Origin of the sequence: Streptomyces sp. NPDC048255 (genome assembly GCF_040652415.1) — a bacterium.
Taxonomy (GTDB): Bacteria; Actinomycetota; Actinomycetes; order Streptomycetales; family Streptomycetaceae; genus Streptomyces.
This window is the reverse complement of record NZ_JBEZMA010000047.1, coordinates 29,902-48,503: the sequence shown is the minus strand read 5'-3', so window position 1 is coordinate 48,503 and position 18,602 is coordinate 29,902. Positions and strand designations below refer to the sequence as shown.

Here is an 18,602-nt window from a genome sequence, read left to right as displayed (position 1 = left end):
ATGGGTGTGCGGACGGGGAGTTCGCGGGCGGGGGATCCGGAGGCCGGTGGGGCGCGGGCGGCGGGCGGACGGCTGCGCGGCCGGGGCCGGATGCCCGGCGCCGGCCGGACGCGCGGCCGCGGGCGGCTCTCGCGGACCGTACGGGCGTACGTGTTCGGGACGGCCGGGCTGCTGCTCGCCGGCTGCGCCTCCATGCCCGACCACGGGGAGATCCGCCCGCTGGAGGCCTCGCAGGGCGTCGACTCCCAGGTGCGGGTGTTCAGCGTGCCGCCGGCCGACAAGGCCAGCGCGGCCGAGATCGTCGACGGCTTCCTGGAGGCGATGACCAGTGACGACCCGCAGCTGGAGACGGCCCGCCAGTACCTCACCGAGGAGGCCGCGAAGTCCTGGAAGCCCGGAGCGGCCGTCACCGTGCTCTCCGCCGGCCTCGACCGGCGCTCGGTACAGGGCGAGAAGGACCCGTCGGGCCCCCGCTGGAAGGTGACCGGCGAGAAGCTCGCCACGGTGGACGAGCGCAGCGCCTACCAGCCGGAGACCGGCGACAGAGGTTACGTGGAGTACCTCCAGCTCGTCCAGGAGAACAAGCAGTGGCGGATCGCGACCCCGCCGAGCAGCCTCGTCCTCAGCGACTTCGACTTCCAGCGCATCTACATGCCGGTGAACAAGTACTACTTCGCGGGCGGCACGCTCGTCTCCGACCAGGTGTACGTGCGTCAGCGCAGCGACCCCGAGTCACGGATGGACCCCACCACGCAGACCGTGCAGTCCCTGCTCGCCGGGCCGTCCAAGTGGCTCGGGCCGGTCGTCGCCTCCAGCTTCCCCACCGGTACGGAGCTGCGCCCGGGCACCAAGTCCCTGTCGTACGACGGCCAGAACACGCTGCGCGTGCCGCTCAACGACAAGGCTGACAACGTCGCGCAGCCGCAGTGCCAGAAGATGGCCACCCAACTCCTGTACACGGTCAAGGAGCTGACGGCCTCCCGGCTGGAGCGGGTCGAACTGCTGCGCTCCGACGCCAAGTCCTCCTCGTTGTGCGTGGTGACGGAGGCGGCGGCGGCCGTGATCGCCAACCGGGTGCAGGGTCCCGAGTACCAGTACTACGTGGGCAGTGAGAGCCGGCTGGTCCGGATGAAGCTCGACGTCACCAGCGAGGACCAGCAGAACCGCGCCGAACGGGTGCCGATGCCGCTGCCCGCCGGTTTCAAGACGCTCTCGGCGGCCGTGTCGCACGACGAGCGGCGGGCCGCGGTGGTCTCCGACGACGGGCACGGGCTGTACGTGGTTCCGCTCTCGGACGCGGAGCCCATGCCGCAGCCGGCGCTGACCAGCAAGGGGAACAAGCCGAACGGGCTGAGCGCGCCCAGCTTCGACGCGGCGGGCGACGTGTGGGTCGCGGACCAGGATCCGCAGCACGCCGGGCTGTTCCGGGTGCCGGCCGGTGTCGGGGCCGTTGCTGAGAAGGTGCAGGTGGCGGGGCTCGACGGTGGGCGGATCACCTCGCTGAAGGTCTCCTCCGACGGGGTGCGGATCGCGCTGCTGGTGGAGAAGGGCGGCAGCCGCAAGCTCTTCATCGGGCGGATCGAACGGCCCGACGGCAAGGGGGACACCTCGGCGGTGTCGGTGCGCGAGCTGCGCCCGGCGGCCCCGCAGATGGCCGAGGTGACGGCGATGAGCTGGGCGCCGCGGGGCCGGCTGCTGGTGGTGGGCCGGGAGAGCGGCGGTGTCCGGCAGGCCCGCTACATGCTGGCGGACGGTTCGATGGTCGCGGGCAGCCTGCCCGGTGCCACCGGGCTCATCGCGGTCGCGGCCTCGGAGGACGAGACGAAGCCCCGGCCGGTGGTCGCGTACCTGGAGGACGACGGGATCGTGTGGCTGCCGCCGGGGGCGCAGTGGCGCACGGTGACGGCGGACGGGCGGGCACCGGTCTATCCGGGCTGAGCGGCGGGTCCGGGGGATCCGGGTGGTTTTCCACAGGGGTGGCGGGGCCTTGTACCGCCCGGGAGAGTGGAGCCATGCGGGGGTGGTGGCAGGAGCTCGCGGGGCTGGTGCTGCCGGTCGACTGCGCCGGGTGCGGGGCCGCCCGGGTGCTGCTGTGCGCCGTCTGCCGGGATGAGCTGAGCGGGGCGTACGCGGGGCCTGTGCGGCCGTCTCCGCGGCCCGCGGGGCTGCCCGTGGTGCATGGGGCCGCCGTGTACGAGGGGGCCGTACGGGCCGTCGTACTGGCGCACAAGGAGCGCGGGGCGCTGCCGCTGGCCGGGTCGCTCGGCGGGGCGCTGGCGGCCGCGGTCCGCTCGGCCCTGACGGGGGCGGGCGGAGAGGTGGCGCTGGTCCCGGTGCCCTCGGCGCGGCGGCAGGTCCGGGCGCGCGGGCACGATCCGGCGCGCAGGATCGCGCTGGCGGCCGCGGCGCGGCTGCGGCGGGCCGGTGTTCCCGCGCGCGTGGCTCCCGTACTGCGGCTGCGGCGGGCGGTGGCCGACCAGGCGGGCCTGGGCGCGAGGCAGCGCCGCGAGAACCTCGCGGGGGCGCTGGAGGTGTGCCGGGACGGGGCGCGGGTGGTGGCCGGGGCCCGGATCGTGCTGGTGGACGACCTGATCACCACCGGGTCCACCCTGACGGAGGCGGCGCGGGCGGTGCGCGCGGCGGGGCTGGCGCGCGGGGCCGGGCCGCGGGCGGCGGTGGTGGCCGCGGCGGCGGACTCCTTCGTACGGAACCGGTCGGCAACGAGCAGCAGGCAAAAATCTTGTGAATAGATTTGGAACTGGAGGGGAAGGCCCATCGTTGCAGGTAGTAAGAGGGAATAGCCACCTGAACGGAGGTACGTTCCGGTAGCGGGTGCCGACAACCGTCATTGAGAGATATGTTCGGTTGTGAGGAACTGGCGAACCTTGGGCCCCACGCATCGGATCGCAGGTTTTGGAAATCTTCGTGTCAGGAGGCTGTCTCTCGACTCCGAAGTCGGTGGGGTGCAGATCTTGCCGATGGGGGAGGAGGAGGTGAAAGTCGCCAAGTCCGAGGCTCCGGTGCTCATCGGAGTCTGGTGCGAAAGGGAGACGCTTCGCCCCATGAGGCGGAGCTATCCGGGAACGGAGTTCTGCGTGGACATCGTCGTCAAGGGCCGCAAGACCGAGGTGCCCGACCGGTTCCGCAAGCACGTGGCCGAGAAGCTGAATCCGGAGCGGATCCAGAAGCTCGACGCCAAGGTGATCAGCTTGGACGTCGAGGTGTCCAAGGAGCACAACCCGCGCCAGGCCGACCGTTCCGACCGCGTGGAGATCACCCTGCGTTCGCGGGGCCCGGTGATTCGTGCCGAGGCCGCCGCCGCGGACCCGTACGCGGCGCTCGACCTGGCTCAGGACAAGCTGGAGGCCCGGCTGCGCAAGCAGCACGACAAGCGCCACACCCGGCGTGGCAACGGACGGCTCTCGGCGGCGGAGGTCGCCGACGTCGTACCGGACGCCGCGCACCTGAATGGAAGCGGAGAGCCGGTCTCCGAGGAGAAGGCGGACGCGATCCCGACCACGAGGATCGGATCGCTGGAAGTGCAGGGCGAAGGCCCGCTGATCGTCCGCGAGAAGACCCACTCGGCCGCACCCATGTCGCTCGACCAGGCCCTGTACGAAATGGAACTGGTCGGCCACGACTTCTATCTGTTCGTCGACTCCGAGACCAAGTTGCCCAGCGTCGTCTACCGGCGCCACGCGTACGACTACGGCGTCATCCACGTGAACCCGGACGGGGCCTCGAGTTCTGAGGAACCGCGCGGCGGCGCCGGCGGAGCGCTCGGCGGCTGAGCACGCCATTTCGCTGCCCCTGCGGGACGCCGAGGCGCCCCGCAGGGGCACCTGTATGAACGCGTATGCGCCAGACCCGCAACGGCAGACCTCCGCGCCATGGTGCGGGCATGGAATCATGGCGGGCAGTCAACCGGCGGCGATGCCTTTCCGGTTGGCCCGGCAGTTCGGCACATGCAGGGGGAGGAACGATGGCGGACAGCTTCGGGCCGGTGCGCGGTGACGGCGGCGCGGGCTGCCGTGAGGCGGACCCGGCGGGGCCCGCGCAGACGCCCTCCGGGGAGCCCATCAGGGTGCTCGTGGTCGACGACCACGCGCTCTTCCGGCGCGGGCTGGAGATCGTCCTCGCGCAGGAGGAGGACATCCAGGTCGTCGGCGAGGCGGGGGACGGCGCGGAGGCGGTGGACAAGGCCGCGGACCTGCTGCCGGACATCGTGCTGATGGACGTGCGGATGCCCCGGCGCGGCGGCATCGAGGCCTGCACCTCGATCAAGGAGGTGGCCCCCTCCGCGAAGATCATCATGCTGACGATCAGCGACGAGGAGGCGGACCTCTACGACGCGATCAAGGCGGGCGCGACCGGGTACCTCCTGAAGGAGATCTCGACGGACGAGGTGGCCACGGCGATCCGGGCGGTGGCCGACGGGCAGTCGCAGATCAGCCCGTCCATGGCGTCGAAGCTGCTCACCGAGTTCAAGTCGATGATCCAGCGCACGGACGAGCGGCGGCTGGTGCCGGCGCCGCGGCTGACGGACCGGGAGCTGGAGGTCCTGAAGCTGGTGGCGACGGGCATGAACAACCGTGACATCGCGAAGCAGTTGTTCATCTCCGAGAACACCGTGAAGAACCACGTCCGCAACATCCTGGAGAAGCTCCAGCTGCACTCCCGGATGGAGGCCGTGGTCTACGCGATGCGGGAGAAGATCCTCGAGATCCGCTAGCCCGCCCGCCTAGCCCGCCCGCCTAACCCGCGTGCCCAGCCCGCCCGCCTGGCCCGTTCTCGCCGGCCCGGACGGGCCCGACTGCCTGCCTGCCCGTCCCCGCCCGCCTGTCTGCCGTCCGCCGCCCGCCTCCGGCTACGGGCGCCGCGCGCGGAGTTCCGCGGTGACGGCCGCCGCCTCCGCGGGGGAGCCGGCGCGCTCGACGCGCACCTCCTCGCACCCCACCCACCCGGCGGCCTCCCACAGCGCCTCGGCCATGGCGGCGGCGGCCCGGGGCGTCTCCAGGGAGAGCTGGCGGGCGACCAGGGTGGCGCCCTCGCGGCCCGGGTCGACGCGGCCCTGGAGCCGCCCGCCCGCCAGCAGCGGCATCGCGAAGTACCCGTGTATCCGCTTGGGCTTGGGGACGTACGCCTCCAGCCGGTGCGTGAACCCGAAGATCCGCTCCGTGCGCGGGCGGTCCCAGACGAGGGAGTCGAACGGGGAGAGCAGCGTGGTGCGGTGGCGGCCCCGCGGGACCGTCGCGAGCGCCGCCGGGTCCGCCCAGGCCTGCTTGGACCAGCCCTCGACCTCGACCGGGAGGAGTCCCGAGTCCGCGATCACCGCGTCGACCTGCGCGCCGCCCAGGCGGTGGTAGTCGGCGATGTCGGCGCGGGTGCCGACGCCCAGGGACCGGCCGGCGAGGGCCACGAGGCGGCGCAGGCACTCGCGGTCGTCCAGGTCGTCGTGGAGCAGGGTGTCCGGCACGGCCCGCTCGGGCAGGTCGTAGACCCGCTTCCAGCCGCGGCGCTCCCCGCACACCACCTCGCCGGTGTCGAGGAGCCACTCCACCGCGATCTTGGTCTCGGACCATTCGAACCACTCGCCGCCGTTCTTGGCGCCGCCCAGCTCGGTGGAGGTCAGCGGGCCTTCGGCCTTGAGGCGGTCCAGGACCGTCTTCGTCGAGCGCTCCTTGTCCTGGAGGACGTGCCAGCGGTGGCCGCGCGCGCGGCGGGCCCGGCGGCGGAAGGCGAAGTGCGGCCACTCCTCGACGGGCAGGATGCAGGCGGCGTGCGACCAGTACTCGAAGGCGTGGCGGTCCGACCAGTACGCCGACTCCACCGTGCCGCGGCCGACCGCGCCCAGGCGCGCGTACGGGATCAGCTCGTGCGACCGGGCCAGGACCGAGATCGTGTCCAGCTGTACGGCGCCCAGGTGGCGCAGGACCCCGCGGACCCCCGCGCGCCGGTCGGGCGCTCCTACGAAGCCCTGGGCGCGCAGGGCGATGCGCCGGGCGTCGTCGGCGGACAGGGACACGGTCGGCGGCGGCAGGCTGGGCACGGTCGCGGTCATGCTCCGCACCCTAGGCGGTGCCACTGACAGCGGGCAGGTACGCGAGGGCGGGGGTCAGGCCGAGGTCCGAGGGGAGCAGGGCGCCCACCCAGGAGTCCCGCGCGGTGCCGTTCTTCACGATGGCGGCCCGCAGCAGGCCCTCCAGCCGGAATCCGGCCTTCTCGGCGACGGCCCGCGAGCCGTGGTTGCCGACCTCGGCGCGCCACTCCAGCCGTACGGCGTCCAGCTCGGTGAAGGCCCAGCGGGCGACGGCGCCCACGGCCTCGGTCATGTAGCCGCGGCCCCGGTGCTCCTTGACCGTCCAGTAGCCGATCTCGTACCCGTCCTCACCGTGCACGTGCACGCCGAGGGCGGCGACCAGCGGGCCGCCGGGACCCAGGCGGACGGCGAAGCTGTAGGCGGTGTCCTCCCGCCAGCCGTTCGGGACGGTCTCGCCGACGAAGGCGCGGGCGTGCTCGCGCTCGTACGGGGAGGGGACCATGGTCCAGCGCTGGATGTCGGGGTCCTGGGCGGCGGCGTAGACCTCGTCCTCGTCGGCGGGTGCGAAAGGCCGCAATTCCAGCCGGTCTGTGATCAGTGTGGTGGGCTCCATGGACGGATTCTGGTGCCCGGAGGCGGGATGCGGCGAACACTTTTCCAGAATCACGGCCGTGAACCGCGGCACCTTCCCGGGCCTCCGTACGTTCTCATTCCGGGCGCCCGTGCCCTGGCGGTACGGCGGACCTCCCGACGCGGCCACGTCCTCGCTTACGATGGCCGTTGCGGTGGGGCCCACCTGCCGTGCCCGCGTACGTACAGTGCCCAGGCCCGACCGGCAAGGAGACAAACCTCGGTGTCCGTCTTCAACAAGCTCATGCGTGCAGGCGAAGGCAAGATCCTGCGCAAACTGCACCGCATCGCGGACCAGGTCAACTCCATCGAAGAGGACTTCGTCAACCTCTCCGACGCCGAGTTGCGAGCGCTCACGGACGAGTACAAGCAGCGTTACCAGGACGGCGAGAGCCTGGACGACCTGCTGCCCGAGGCCTTCGCGACGGTCCGCGAGGCCGCCAAGCGCGTCCTCGGTCAGCGGCACTACGACGTCCAGATCATGGGCGGTGCGGCGCTGCACCTCGGCTACGTGGCCGAGATGAAGACCGGTGAGGGCAAGACCCTCGTCGGCACGCTGCCCGCGTACCTGAACGCGCTGTCCGGCAAGGGCGTCCACCTGATCACGGTGAACGACTACCTCGCCGAGCGTGACTCCGAGCTGATGGGCCGGGTGCACAAGTTCCTCGGCCTGGAGGTCGGCTGCATCCTGGCGAACATGTCGCCCGCGCAGCGGCGCGAGCAGTACGGCTGCGACATCACGTACGGCACGAACAACGAGTTCGGCTTCGACTACCTGCGCGACAACATGGCGTGGTCCCAGGACGAGCTCGTCCAGCGCGGCCACAACTTCGCCGTGGTCGACGAGGTCGACTCGATCCTCGTCGACGAGGCCCGTACCCCGCTGATCATCTCCGGCCCGGCCGACCAGGCCACGAAGTGGTACGGCGACTTCGCGAAGCTGGTCACCCGCCTGACCAAGGGCGAGGCCGGCCAGCCGCTGAAGGGCATCGAGGAGACCGGCGACTACGAGGTCGACGAGAAGAAGCGGACCGTCGCCATCCACGAGGCGGGTGTCGCAAAGGTCGAGGACTGGCTCGGCATCGAGAACCTCTACGAGTCGGTGAACACCCCGCTCGTCGGCTACCTGAACAACGCCATCAAGGCGAAGGAACTGTTCAAGGTCGACAAGGACTACGTCGTCATCGACGGCGAGGTCATGATCGTCGACGAGCACACCGGCCGTATCCTCGCCGGCCGCCGCTACAACGAGGGCATGCACCAGGCGATCGAGGCGAAGGAAGGGGTGGACATCAAGGACGAGAACCAGACCCTCGCCACGATCACCCTGCAGAACTTCTTCCGCCTGTACTCGAAGCTGTCGGGCATGACCGGTACGGCCATGACCGAGGCCGCCGAGTTCCACCAGATCTACAAGCTCGGTGTCGTCCCGATCCCGACCAACCGCGCCATGGTCCGCAAGGACCAGGCGGACCTGATCTACCGGACCGAGGTCGCGAAGTTCGCCGCCGTCGTCGACGACATCGCGGAGAAGCACGAGAAGGGCCAGCCGATCCTCGTCGGTACGACGTCGGTCGAGAAGTCCGAGTACCTCTCCCAGCAGCTCTCCAAGCGCGGCATCCCGCACGAGGTGCTCAACGCCAAGCAGCACGACCGTGAGGCGACGATCGTCGCCCAGGCCGGCCGCCGCGGCGCCGTCACCGTCGCCACGAACATGGCCGGCCGCGGTACCGACATCAAGCTCGGCGGCAACCCGGACGACCTCGCCGAGGCCGAGCTGCGCCAGCGCGGCCTGGACCCGGAAGAGCACATCGAGGAGTGGGCGCACGCCCTGCCCGAGGCGCTCACCCGCGCCGAGGCGGCCGTGAAGGCCGAGTTCGAGGAGGTCAAGGAGCTCGGCGGGCTGTACGTGCTGGGCACCGAGCGCCACGAGTCGCGCCGTATCGACAACCAGCTGCGCGGCCGCTCCGGCCGACAGGGCGACCCGGGCGAGTCCCGCTTCTACCTGTCGCTGGGCGACGACCTGATGCGGCTGTTCAAGGCGCAGATGGTCGAGCGCGTCATGGCGATGGCCAACGTGCCCGACGACGTGCCGATCGAGAACAAGATGGTGACGCGCGCGATCGCGTCGGCCCAGTCGCAGGTCGAGACCCAGAACTTCGAGACGCGCAAGAACGTCCTGAAGTACGACGAGGTCCTCAGCCGCCAGCGCGAGGTCATCTACAGCGAGCGCCGCCGGGTGCTCCAGGGCGAGGACCTGCAGGAGCAGGTGCGCCACATGATGGACGACACGATCGACGCGTACATCGCGGCCGAGACGGTCGAGGGCTTTGCCGAGGAGTGGGACCTGGAGCGCCTGTGGGGCGCCTTCCGGCAGCTCTACCCGGTGAAGGTCACCATCGAGGAGCTGGAGGAGGCCGCGGGCGACCGGGCGGGCATCACCGCCGAGTTCATCGCGGAGTCCGTCAAGGACGACATCCACGAGCAGTACGAGGCGCGCGAGAAGACGCTCGGCTCGGACATCATGCGCGAGCTGGAGCGGCGCGTGGTGCTGTCGGTCCTGGACCGCAAGTGGCGCGAGCACCTGTACGAGATGGACTACCTGCAGGAGGGCATCGGCCTGCGGGCGATGGCCCAGAAGGACCCGCTGGTCGAGTACCAGCGCGAGGGCTTCGACATGTTCAACGCCATGCAGGACGGCATCAAGGAGGAGTCCGTCGGCTACCTGTTCAACCTGGAGGTCCAGGTCGAGCAGCAGGTCGAGGAGCTTCCGGTGCAGGACGCGGCGCCGTCCCTGACGAAGGAGCCGGCCGCGGCGGGTGGCCGTCCGGAGATCCGGGCCAAGGGGCTGGACGCTCCGCAGCGCCCGGACCGGCTGCACTTCTCGGCGCCGACCGTCGACGGTGAGGGCGGTGTGGTCGAGGGCGACTTCGACAACGGCGCCGCCGGTGACAGTGACGGGGACGGGATGACGAGGGCGGAGCGCCGCAAGGCGCAGAAGGCCTCCGGCGGGCGTCGCCGTAAGAAGTAGCCCCCGCGGGGGGCGTTCACGGCCGGGGCCGGGCACCGATGGGTGTCCGGCCCCGGCCGTGTTGCGTTCCCGCGTCTGGTGGGTGCGGGTGCGGGTGCGGGTGCGGGTGCCGGTGCCGGTGCCGGTGGGTGGGCCGGTGCGGCGCCGTTGCGGGGCTCCGCCCCGCGCCCCGCGCCTCAAACGCCGGCGGGGCTGGAATGGCCGGGGCTGGAATGGGGCCCCGAGCCTCAGACGCCGGCGGGGTCGGGCCGTCATGGGCGGGGGCCCTGGATCTCTACCGCCGCGCAGCGCCAGCGGAGGTCCTGGCCCTGTTCCAGGCGGAAGGCCATCGCCGTCACGCGCTCGCCCGTCGCGATGCGGGCGAAGGCCTCGATGACGCCCGGGCCGGGGATGAAGCGGCCGCACTGGCGGACGACGGGGCGCAGCCGGCCGCGCAAGGGGTCCTCCGGGGCCAGGGTGACCAGCTGCTGGTAGGCCGGGCCGACGGTGTGGCCGAGGAGCGAGTGCACCGGGCGGCGGCCGCTGACCACCGCCAGGAGGCGTTCGGCGAACCAGTGGTGGGGCCCGGTGCGGGCCCGGGTGCGCCCGGCGCCGGCCGGGCGCACCGGCCCACCCGGGCGGGGCAGACCGGCCGGGCGCAGGGCTTCGGCCGGCCGGGGCGGGCCCGCCGGACGTACCGGCTCGGTCGGGTTGGGGAGGCTTGCCGGGCGTACCGGCCTGGCCGGGCCGGGCAAGCTCGCCGGGCGCAGGGTTTCGGCCGGGCGGGGCGGGCCCGCCGGGCGTACCGGCTCGGTCGGGTGGGGCAGGCCTGCCGGGCGGGGCGGGCTCGCCGGACGCAGGGCTTCGGGTGGGCGGCGGGGGTCCCGGCGGCCTGCGGGGCGGGTCCGGGCCGGGCCGGTGGGGCCGCGGCGGCTCGCGTCGCCGCCGATCGTGCCACGCGTCGTGGTGTCCATCGCGTTCTGCCCCCGAACAGGCCGGGCCCGGAGCGGTACCGGGCGGTAACTTGATGGGGACCTTCTACGGTCGCCGCACACGCTCCGCAACCGCCCGCAGGCCCCGTACCGGCCGCCCGCCCGCTTCACCTATCCGGGTGCCCGCCGGGCCGTCCACGGCCTGCTACCGCCCGCCGGGGGGCGCCCGCGGAGGTACGGGGGTGGACGGGGGTGGACGGCCGCCCGAGGCGGTCCGGCAGCCCGATGGGGGACGCGGGCCGTCACTCCGCCGGAGCCCCCGGGTCCCGGCGGGCGGTCGTATCCTGGGGGCGTTTCCGACTACCGAAAGCAGCCGGCCATGCGCGTGTACGTCCCCCTGACCCTCCCCGGGCTCGCCGAGGTGCACAAGGCGGGTGAGCTGGGCCCCGCCCCGCTGCGTGCGTACGCCGTCACCCCCGGCCTCCGCGAGTGGTACGTGTCGGACGACATCGAGGAGCTGGAGTACGCGGCCCTGAGCCGGGCCGCCGCCGCCTCCCTGCGGCTGATCGCCGAGGACGAGGGCGCCCCGCGCCGGCGCGTGGTCGTCGCCCTGGACGTCGCCGACAAGGCCGCCACCGCCACCCCCGGGCTCGACGAGGCCACCCTCGGCCAGGTGACCCTGGCGGCCGCCGTACGGCTCTCCGTGGCCGCCGCCGTGCACGTGGACGCCGATGACGCCCAGGAGGACGTCGCCGCCGCGGCGGGCGCCCTGGCGGCCGCGGACGCCGGGGACGACGACGCCCGGTTCACCGTCGACGGCGCCGACGACCACGAGCTGCTCTGGTTCGGGGTCCAGGAGATCCCGGGGCTGCTCAAGTGACGGCGCACCCGACCCACATCGTCTGGGACTGGAACGGCACGCTGCTGCACGACATCGACGCCGTCATGGTCGCGACCAACGCCTCCTTCGCCGAGCTCGGCTTCCCGCCGATCACCCTGGCGACCTACCGCGACCTGTACGTCGTACCGGTGCCGAAGTTCTACGAGCGGCTGATGGGAAGACTGCCCACCGACGAGGAATGGATCGTCATGGACGAGGCCTTCCACCGCCACTACTGGGCCGCCGCCGAGAGCGCCGGGCTCGCCGAGGGCGCGCGGGAGCTGCTCCAGGAGTGGGAGCGGGAGGGGCTCACGCAGTCCCTGCTGTCCCTGGCACCCCATGAGAAGCTCGTGCCCCTGGTGCGCTTCCACGGGATCGACCGGCACTTCCTGCGCGTCGACGGCAGGACCGGCCCCTCGCACACCTCCAAGGCCGGACACCTGGTGCGCCACCTGGCCGCCCTGGACGGCACGGGCGTGACGGCGGGCCGTACGGTCCTCATCGGGGACGCCGTGGACGACGCGCTCGCCGCCGCTCACGTGGGCGCCCGGGCGGTCCTCTACACGGGCGGTTCGCACAGCCGCAGCAGTCTGGAATCAGCCGGTGTGCCCGTCGTGGACTCCCTGGCCGAAGCCGTCCGCACAGCTCGCGAGCTGGCCGAATAGCGTCGGGCACGGAAGCCCGGCCCCGTCGCTGTCCAGAGTGTCAAAGTTCCACCCCCAGTTTTGTACACATACAGCTCATGACGGGCTGGGGGTGCGGGGAGATAGCCTTGTACCCGTGATCAGCGCGATAGTCATCGGGGGCACTGAAGCCCCCGGCCTGCGCCCGGCGCACGACCGTGCCCGGGCCTTCGCTGATCCCCGCTGCCGGGACCACCTGCCGATCATGGCTGAATCCCTCCCGGTCGGCTCTCTCGACGGCATAGCGTCGAACCCGAACGCGCATCCCGCATCGCGGCGCTATGCCATTCCTTCCTTCACCTACGTCACGCAATGGCGCGCGACAGGAGCCAGAGGACATGCAGACCAAGCTGGACGAAGCAAAGGCCGAGCTGCTCGCACGGGCGGCCCGGGTAGCTGAGCACAGCCCGGCCGGGGGGCTACTTCCGACTGGGTCCGACCAGGGGGAGCGTCCCGACCGGGACTCGGTGCTCGCCTACCTCCAGCGCTACTACCTGCACACCGCCCCAGAGGACCTGTTGGACCGGGACCCGGTCGACGTGTTCGGTGCGGCGCTCTCGCACTACCGGCTCGCCGAGAACCGGCCGCAGGGCACCGCGAACGTGCGCGTGCACACCCCCACGGTGGAGGAGAACGGCTGGACCTCCAGCCACTCCGTCGTCGAGGTGGTCACCGACGACATGCCGTTCCTCGTGGACTCCGTCACCAACGAGCTGTCCCGCCAGGGCCGCGGCATCCACGTCGTGATCCACCCGCAGGTCGTCGTCCGCCGTGACGTCACCGGCAAGCTGATCGAGATCCTCGGCCCCGACTGCGACGCGCACGGCCCCCGTACCGCGCGCCCCCACGACTCCCTCGTGGAGTCCTGGATCCACGTCGAGATCGACCGCGAGACCGACCGGGCCGACCTCAAGCAGATCACCGGCGACCTGCTGCGCGTCCTGTCCGACGTACGCGAGTCCGTCGAGGACTGGGAGAAGATGCGCGACGCCGCGCTGCGCATCGCCGAGGGCCTGCCCGAGGAGCCCACCGCCCCCGACCTGCGCGAGTACGAGCTCGAAGAGGCCCGCGAGCTGCTGCGCTGGCTCGCCGACGACCACTTCACCTTCCTCGGCTACCGCGAGTACAACCTGGTCGACGGAGACGCCCTGGCCGCCGTGCCCGGCACCGGCCTCGGCATCCTGCGCGCCGACCCGCACCACAGCGGCAAGGAGGACGGCCACCCCGTCTCGCCGTCCTTCAACCGGCTGCCGGCCGACGCCCGCGCCAAGGCCCGCGAGCACCGCCTGCTGGTGCTGACCAAGGCCAACAGCCGCTCCACCGTGCACCGCCCCTCGTACCTGGACTACGTGGGCGTCAAGAAGTTCGACGCCGACGGCAACGTCGTCGGCGAGCGCCGCTTCCTCGGCCTGTTCTCCTCCGCCGCGTACACCGAGTCCGTGCGCCGCGTCCCGGTCGTCCGCCGCAAGGTCGCCGAGGTCCTCGAAGGCGCGGGCTTCGCGCCGAGCAGCCACGACGGCCGCGACCTGCTCCAGATCCTGGAGACCTACCCGCGCGACGAGCTGTTCCAGACCCCGGTCGACCAGCTCCAGGCCATCGTCACCTCCGTGCTGTACCTCCAGGAGCGCCGCCGGCTGCGGCTGTACCTGCGCCAGGACGAGTACGGGCGCTACTACTCCGCGCTGGTCTACCTCCCGCGCGACCGGTTCACCACGGGCGTCCGGCTGCGTCTGATGGACATCCTGAAGGAGGAGCTCGACGGCACCAGCGTCGACTTCACCGCCTGGAACACCGAGTCGATCCTGTCCCGCATCCACTTCGTCGTCCGCGTCCCGCAGGGCACGGAGCTGCCCGTCCTCACCGACGCCGACGTCGAGCGCATCGAGGCCCGGCTCGTCGAGGCCGCCCGCTCCTGGGCCGACGGCTTCGGCGAGGCCCTGGTCGCCGAGCTCGGCGAGGAGCGCGCCGCCGAGCTGCTGCGCCGCTACGGCACCTCCTTCCCCGAGGGCTACAAGGCCGACCACTCGCCGCGCGCCGCGGTCGCCGACCTCTGCCACCTGGAGCGGCTCTCCGCCAGCGACCGCGAGTTCGCGCTGTCGCTGTACGAGCCGGTCGGCGCGGGCCCCGGCGAGCGCCGGTTCAAGATCTACCGCACCGGTGAGCAGGTCTCGCTCTCCGCGGTCCTGCCGGTGCTCCAGCGCCTCGGCGTCGAGGTCACCGACGAGCGCCCGTACGAGCTGCGCCGCTCCGACCGGGTCAGCGCCTGGATCTACGACTTCGGCCTGCGGATGCCCGTCTCCTCCGGGAACGGCGACAACGCGGGGAGCTCCAACTACCTCGGCGACGACGCCCGCGAGCGCTTCCAGGAAGCCTTCGCGGCCGTCTGGCAGGGCGACGCGGAGAACGACAACTTCAACACCCTGGTGCTGAGCGCCGGGCTCACCTGGCGGCAGGCCGTCATCCTGCGCGCGTACGCCAAGTACATGCGCCAGGCCGGCTCCACCTTCAGCCAGGACTACATGGAGGACACCCTCCGCAACAACGTCCACACCACCCGGCTGCTGATCTCGCTCTTCGAGGCGCGGATGTCGCCCGGCCGCCAGGCTGCCGGCAGCGAGCTCGTCGACGCGATGCTGGAGGAGCTGGACGGGGCCCTGGACCAGGTCGCCTCGCTCGACGAGGACCGCATCCTGCGCGCCTTCCTCACCCTCATCAAGGCGACGCTGCGCACCAACTTCTTCCAGCAGAACGCGGCGGGCGAGCAGCACTCCTACGTGTCGATGAAGTTCGACCCGCAGGCCATCCCGGACCTCCCGGCGCCGCGCCCGGCCTTCGAGATCTGGGTGTACTCCCCGCGCGTCGAGGGCGTCCACCTGCGCTTCGGCAAGGTCGCCCGAGGCGGCCTGCGCTGGTCCGACCGCCGCGAGGACTTCCGTACGGAGATCCTCGGCCTGGTCAAGGCGCAGATGGTCAAGAACACCGTCATCGTGCCGGTCGGCGCCAAGGGCGGCTTCGTCGCCAAGAACCTGCCCGACCCGTCGGTGGACCGCGACGCGTGGCTGGCCGAGGGCATCGCCTCGTACAAGATCTTCATCTCGGCGCTGCTCGACATCACCGACAACATGGTGGCGGGCGAGGTCGTGCCGCCCACCGGGGTGGTCCGCCACGACGAGGACGACACCTACCTCGTCGTCGCCGCCGACAAGGGCACGGCGACCTTCTCCGACATCGCCAACGGGGTCGCGGAGTCCTACGGCTTCTGGCTCGGCGACGCCTTCGCCTCCGGCGGCTCGGCCGGCTACGACCACAAGGGCATGGGCATCACGGCCCGCGGCGCCTGGGAGTCCGTCAAGCGGCACTTCCGCGAGCTCGGCCACGACACCCAGAACGAGGACTTCACGGTCGTCGGCGTGGGTGACATGTCCGGTGACGTCTTCGGCAACGGCATGCTGCTCTCCGAGCACATCCGCCTGGTCGCCGCCTTCGACCACCGGCACATCTTCATCGACCCGGCCCCGGACGCGGCCACCTCGTACGCGGAGCGCCGCCGGCTGTTCGAGCTGCCGCGCTCCTCGTGGGCCGACTACGACACCTCGCTGCTGTCCGCGGGCGGCGGCATCCACCCGCGCAGCGCCAAGGCCATCCCGGTCAACGCGCAGGTCCGCGCGGCCCTCGGCATCGAGGCGGGCGTCACCAAGATGACCCCCGCCGAGCTGATGCAGGCCATCCTCAAGGCTCCGGTGGACCTGCTGTGGAACGGCGGCATCGGTACGTACGTCAAGGCGACGGCCGAGACGCACGCGGACGTCGGCGACAAGGCCAACGACTCCATCCGCGTCAACGGCTCGGACGTCCGGGCCAAGGTCATCGGCGAGGGCGGCAACCTGGGTCTGACCCAGCTCGGCCGCATCGAGTTCGCCCGGACCGGCGCCGACGGCGAAGGCGGCAAGATCAACACCGACGCCATCGACAACAGCGCGGGCGTGGACACCTCCGACCACGAGGTGAACATCAAGATCCTGCTGAACGCGGTGGTCTCGGACGGCGACATGACCGTCAAGCAGCGCAACCGGCTCCTCGCCGAGATGACCGACGAGGTCGGACGCCTGGTGCTGCGCAACAACTACGCGCAGAACACAGCGCTCGCCAACGGCGCGGCGCAGGCCCCGAGCCTGCTCCACGCCCAGCAGCGGTTCATGCGCCGCCTGGAGCGCGCCGGGCGGCTCGACCGCCAGCTGGAGTTCCTGCCCGCCGACCGGCAGATCCGCGAACTGCTCGGCAACGGCAAGGGCCTGACCCAGCCGGAGCTGGCCGTCCTGTTCGCCTACACCAAGATCACGGTGGCGGACGAGCTCATCGCCACCGGGCTGCCGGACGACCCGTACCTGCGCCGCCTGCTCTTCGCGTACTTCCCGTCCGCACTGCGCGAGAAGTTCCCCGAGCAGATCGACGGGCACGCGCTGCGCCGGGAGATCATCACCACCATCCTGGTCAACGACACCGTCAACACCGGTGGTTCGACCTTCCTGCACCGCCTGCGCGAGGAGACTGGGGCCTCCACGGAGGAGATCGTCCGGGCGCAGCTCGCGGCCCGCGAGATCTTCGGCCTGGCCGAGGTGTGGGACGCGGTCGAGGCGCTGGACAACAGGGTCGCGGCCAGTGTCCAGACCCGGATCCGGCTGCACTCGCGGCGCCTGGTCGAGCGCGGTACGCGCTGGCTGCTCAACAACCGGCCGCAGCCGCTCCAGATGACCGAGACCATCGACTTCTTCGCGGAGCGGGTCGGGCACGTGTGGGCGGAGCTGCCCAAGCTGGTGCGCGGCGCGGACCTGGAGTGGTACCAGTCGATCATGGACGAGCTGGTCGGCGAGGGCGTGCCGGAGGAACTGGCGGCCAAGGTCGCAGGCTTCTCCTCGGCCTTCCCGACGCTGGACGTCGTGGCCATCGCGGACCGCACCGGTGTGGCCCCGCTGGACGTCGCCGAGGTGTACTACGACCTCGCCGACCGCCTGGACATCACCCAGCTGATGGACCGGATCATCGAGCTGCCGCGGGCCGACCGCTGGCAGTCCATGGCCCGCGCCTCCATCCGCGAGGACCTGTTCGCGGCGCACGCCGCCCTGACCGCCGACGTGCTGTCGGTGGGCAACGGCAGCTCGACTCCCGAGGAGCGCTTCAAGGCGTGGGAGGAGAAGAACGCGGCGATCATCGGCCGGGCCCGGACCACCCTGGACGAGATCCGCGGCTCCGACGACTTCGACCTGGCGAACCTGTCGGTGGCGATGCGGACGATGCGGTCGCTGCTGCGCGCGCACAGCTAGGCGTTCTTGCCGAACGGGCCGGGCCCGGGACCTCGTGGTCCTGGGCCCGGCCCGTTCGTCTGTGCCGGGTGCGGCGCCCTTGCCGGGGCGCTGCCCCGGGCCCCGCGCCTCAAACGCGGGCGGCGCTGGAGGGTGCGGCGGGCTGGAGCTCCCTAGTGCTGTGGCCGGAAAGGTTTGCCGGGTCGCGTCGTCCGGTGCGGTGTATCGCAAGGCGGAGGGCCGCGGCTCGTACTGGACGTACCGGTGCGGTCCGACAACGCGGCGAGGTGCCGTGCCGGGCGGCGCGACCCGGCAAACCTTTCCGGTCACAGCACTAGCGCCGGGTGAAGGCCTCGTACGCGGCGCAGACCTCGTCGGAGGGGCCGTCCATGCGCAGGACGCCCGACTCCAGCCAGATCGCGCGGTCGCAGGTCTCGCGGACCGTGTTGATGCCGTGGCTGACGAGGAAGACGGTGCCCGCGTGCTCGCGGAGCTCCTCGATGCGGGCCTGGCTGCGGCGCTGGAAGGCGGCGTCGCCGGTGGCCAGGGCCTCGTCGATCATCAGGACGTCGTGGTCCTTGGCGGCGGCGATGGAGAACCGCAGCCGGGCGCCCATGCCGGAGGAGTACGTACGCATCGGCAGGGAGATGAAGTCGCCCTTCTCGTTGATGCCGGAGAAGTCGACGATGTCCTGGTAGCGCTCGCGGACCTGCTGCCGGGACATGCCCATCGCGAGGCCGCCGAGGATCACGTTGCGCTCGCCTGTCAGGTCGTTCATCAAGGCGGCGTTCACGCCGAGGAGCGAGGGCTGGCCCTGGGAGTAGACCTTGCCCCGGGCCACCGGCTGGAGGCCGGCGATGGCCTTGAGCAGAGTGGACTTGCCCGAGCCGTTGGAGCCGATGAGGCCGATCGCCTCGCCCTTGTACGCGGTGAAGCTGACGCCCTTCACGGCGTGCACCTCGCGGACGCCGGGGGCGGGTTTGCGGGAGAAGACCCGGCTCAGGGCGGCGGTGGCGCCGCCCTTGCGGCTGCCGCTGCCGTGGACCTTGTAGATGACGTGGACCTCGTCCGCGATCACCGTGGGGGTCTTGGTTCCGGTCCTGGTCGCGGTTTGGGTTGCCGTCTTG

Annotated in this window: 12 protein-coding genes; 8 read left to right on the top strand and 4 right to left on the bottom strand. The window is 71.7% G+C overall.

Annotation, left to right across the window (positions count from 1 at the left end; genetic code table 11):
- The 4 genes from AB0D94_RS28550 (at position 1) to AB0D94_RS28535 (ending at position 4,732) form a co-directional block, all read left to right on the top strand.
- Positions 1 to 1,938, top strand: coding sequence for an LpqB family beta-propeller domain-containing protein (locus tag AB0D94_RS28550; RefSeq protein ID WP_362057200.1), 1,938 nt, complete (start codon positions 1 to 3; stop codon positions 1,936 to 1,938).
- Positions 1,939 to 2,012: 74 nt separating this feature from the next.
- Entirely contained in the window at positions 2,013 to 2,750 is a 738-nt protein-coding gene (locus tag AB0D94_RS28545) for a phosphoribosyltransferase family protein (protein WP_362057197.1), read from the top strand.
- A 312-nt stretch (positions 2,751 to 3,062) separates the two neighbouring features.
- Complete coding sequence (gene raiA / locus AB0D94_RS28540) at positions 3,063 to 3,791, top strand: ribosome-associated translation inhibitor RaiA (RefSeq protein WP_362057194.1); 729 nt, start codon at positions 3,063 to 3,065, stop codon at positions 3,789 to 3,791.
- Between the two features lie 191 nt (positions 3,792 to 3,982).
- Positions 3,983 to 4,732, top strand: coding sequence for a response regulator transcription factor (locus AB0D94_RS28535; RefSeq protein ID WP_362057191.1), 750 nt, complete (start codon positions 3,983 to 3,985; stop codon positions 4,730 to 4,732).
- 135 nt (positions 4,733 to 4,867) lie between these two features.
- Here the strand turns inward: AB0D94_RS28535 and AB0D94_RS28530 are convergent, their stop codons facing one another.
- Positions 4,868 to 6,061 (bottom strand): crosslink repair DNA glycosylase YcaQ family protein, encoded by a 1,194-nt coding sequence (locus AB0D94_RS28530; RefSeq protein ID WP_362057187.1) that lies wholly within the window; start codon positions 6,059 to 6,061, stop codon positions 4,868 to 4,870.
- Between the two features lie 10 nt (positions 6,062 to 6,071).
- Complete coding sequence (locus AB0D94_RS28525) at positions 6,072 to 6,653, bottom strand: GNAT family N-acetyltransferase (RefSeq protein WP_362057184.1); 582 nt, start codon at positions 6,651 to 6,653, stop codon at positions 6,072 to 6,074.
- 240 nt (positions 6,654 to 6,893) lie between these two features.
- Here AB0D94_RS28525 and secA point away from each other — a divergent pair, with 240 nt between their 5' ends.
- Positions 6,894 to 9,701: a preprotein translocase subunit SecA gene (gene secA, locus AB0D94_RS28520; RefSeq protein WP_362057181.1), complete on the top strand. Its 2,808-nt coding sequence runs from the start codon at positions 6,894 to 6,896 to the stop codon at positions 9,699 to 9,701.
- Between the two features lie 251 nt (positions 9,702 to 9,952).
- Here secA and AB0D94_RS28515 read toward each other — a convergent pair whose 3' ends face one another.
- A complete protein-coding gene (locus AB0D94_RS28515) occupies positions 9,953 to 10,654 on the bottom strand; it encodes an Rv3235 family protein (protein ID WP_362057178.1) in 702 nt (233 codons plus the stop codon).
- A 337-nt stretch (positions 10,655 to 10,991) separates the two neighbouring features.
- Here AB0D94_RS28515 and AB0D94_RS28510 point away from each other — a divergent pair, with 337 nt between their 5' ends.
- The 3 genes from AB0D94_RS28510 to AB0D94_RS28500 all read left to right on the top strand — a co-directional run bounded on the left by AB0D94_RS28510 (position 10,992) and on the right by AB0D94_RS28500 (position 17,496).
- Positions 10,992 to 11,492, top strand: coding sequence for a hypothetical protein (locus AB0D94_RS28510; protein WP_362057175.1), 501 nt, complete (start codon positions 10,992 to 10,994; stop codon positions 11,490 to 11,492).
- Positions 11,489 to 12,157, top strand: coding sequence for an HAD family hydrolase (locus AB0D94_RS28505; RefSeq protein ID WP_362057172.1), 669 nt, complete (start codon positions 11,489 to 11,491; stop codon positions 12,155 to 12,157). The genes AB0D94_RS28510 and AB0D94_RS28505 overlap by 4 nt, the downstream gene beginning before the upstream one ends.
- Before the next feature lie 356 nt (positions 12,158 to 12,513).
- Positions 12,514 to 17,496: an NAD-glutamate dehydrogenase gene (locus tag AB0D94_RS28500; RefSeq protein WP_362057169.1), complete on the top strand. Its 4,983-nt coding sequence runs from the start codon at positions 12,514 to 12,516 to the stop codon at positions 17,494 to 17,496.
- Positions 17,497 to 17,809: 313 nt separating this feature from the next.
- Here the strand turns inward: AB0D94_RS28500 and AB0D94_RS28495 are convergent, their stop codons facing one another.
- Complete coding sequence (locus AB0D94_RS28495; protein WP_362057231.1) at positions 17,810 to 18,553, bottom strand: ABC transporter ATP-binding protein; 744 nt, start codon at positions 18,551 to 18,553, stop codon at positions 17,810 to 17,812.
- Positions 18,554 to 18,602 lie beyond the last annotated feature (49 nt).

What these genes read in the sequence shown, in the direction of transcription:
- AB0D94_RS28550 (WP_362057200.1), top strand. Translation starts at nt 1, where the DNA reads ATGGGTGTGCGGACGGGGAGTTCGCGGGCGGGGGATCCGGAGGCCGGT.
- AB0D94_RS28545 (WP_362057197.1), top strand. Translation starts at nt 2,013, where the DNA reads ATGCGGGGGTGGTGGCAGGAGCTCGCGGGGCTGGTGCTGCCGGTCGAC.
- raiA (WP_362057194.1), top strand. Translation starts at nt 3,063, where the DNA reads ATGAGGCGGAGCTATCCGGGAACGGAGTTCTGCGTGGACATCGTCGTC.
- AB0D94_RS28535 (WP_362057191.1), top strand. Translation starts at nt 3,983, where the DNA reads ATGGCGGACAGCTTCGGGCCGGTGCGCGGTGACGGCGGCGCGGGCTGC.
- AB0D94_RS28530 (WP_362057187.1), bottom strand. Translation starts at nt 6,061, where the DNA reads ATGACCGCGACCGTGCCCAGCCTGCCGCCGCCGACCGTGTCCCTGTCC.
- AB0D94_RS28525 (WP_362057184.1), bottom strand. Translation starts at nt 6,653, where the DNA reads ATGGAGCCCACCACACTGATCACAGACCGGCTGGAATTGCGGCCTTTC.
- AB0D94_RS28515 (WP_362057178.1), bottom strand. Translation starts at nt 10,654, where the DNA reads ATGGACACCACGACGCGTGGCACGATCGGCGGCGACGCGAGCCGCCGC.
- AB0D94_RS28510 (WP_362057175.1), top strand. Translation starts at nt 10,992, where the DNA reads ATGCGCGTGTACGTCCCCCTGACCCTCCCCGGGCTCGCCGAGGTGCAC.
- AB0D94_RS28500 (WP_362057169.1), top strand. Translation starts at nt 12,514, where the DNA reads ATGCAGACCAAGCTGGACGAAGCAAAGGCCGAGCTGCTCGCACGGGCG.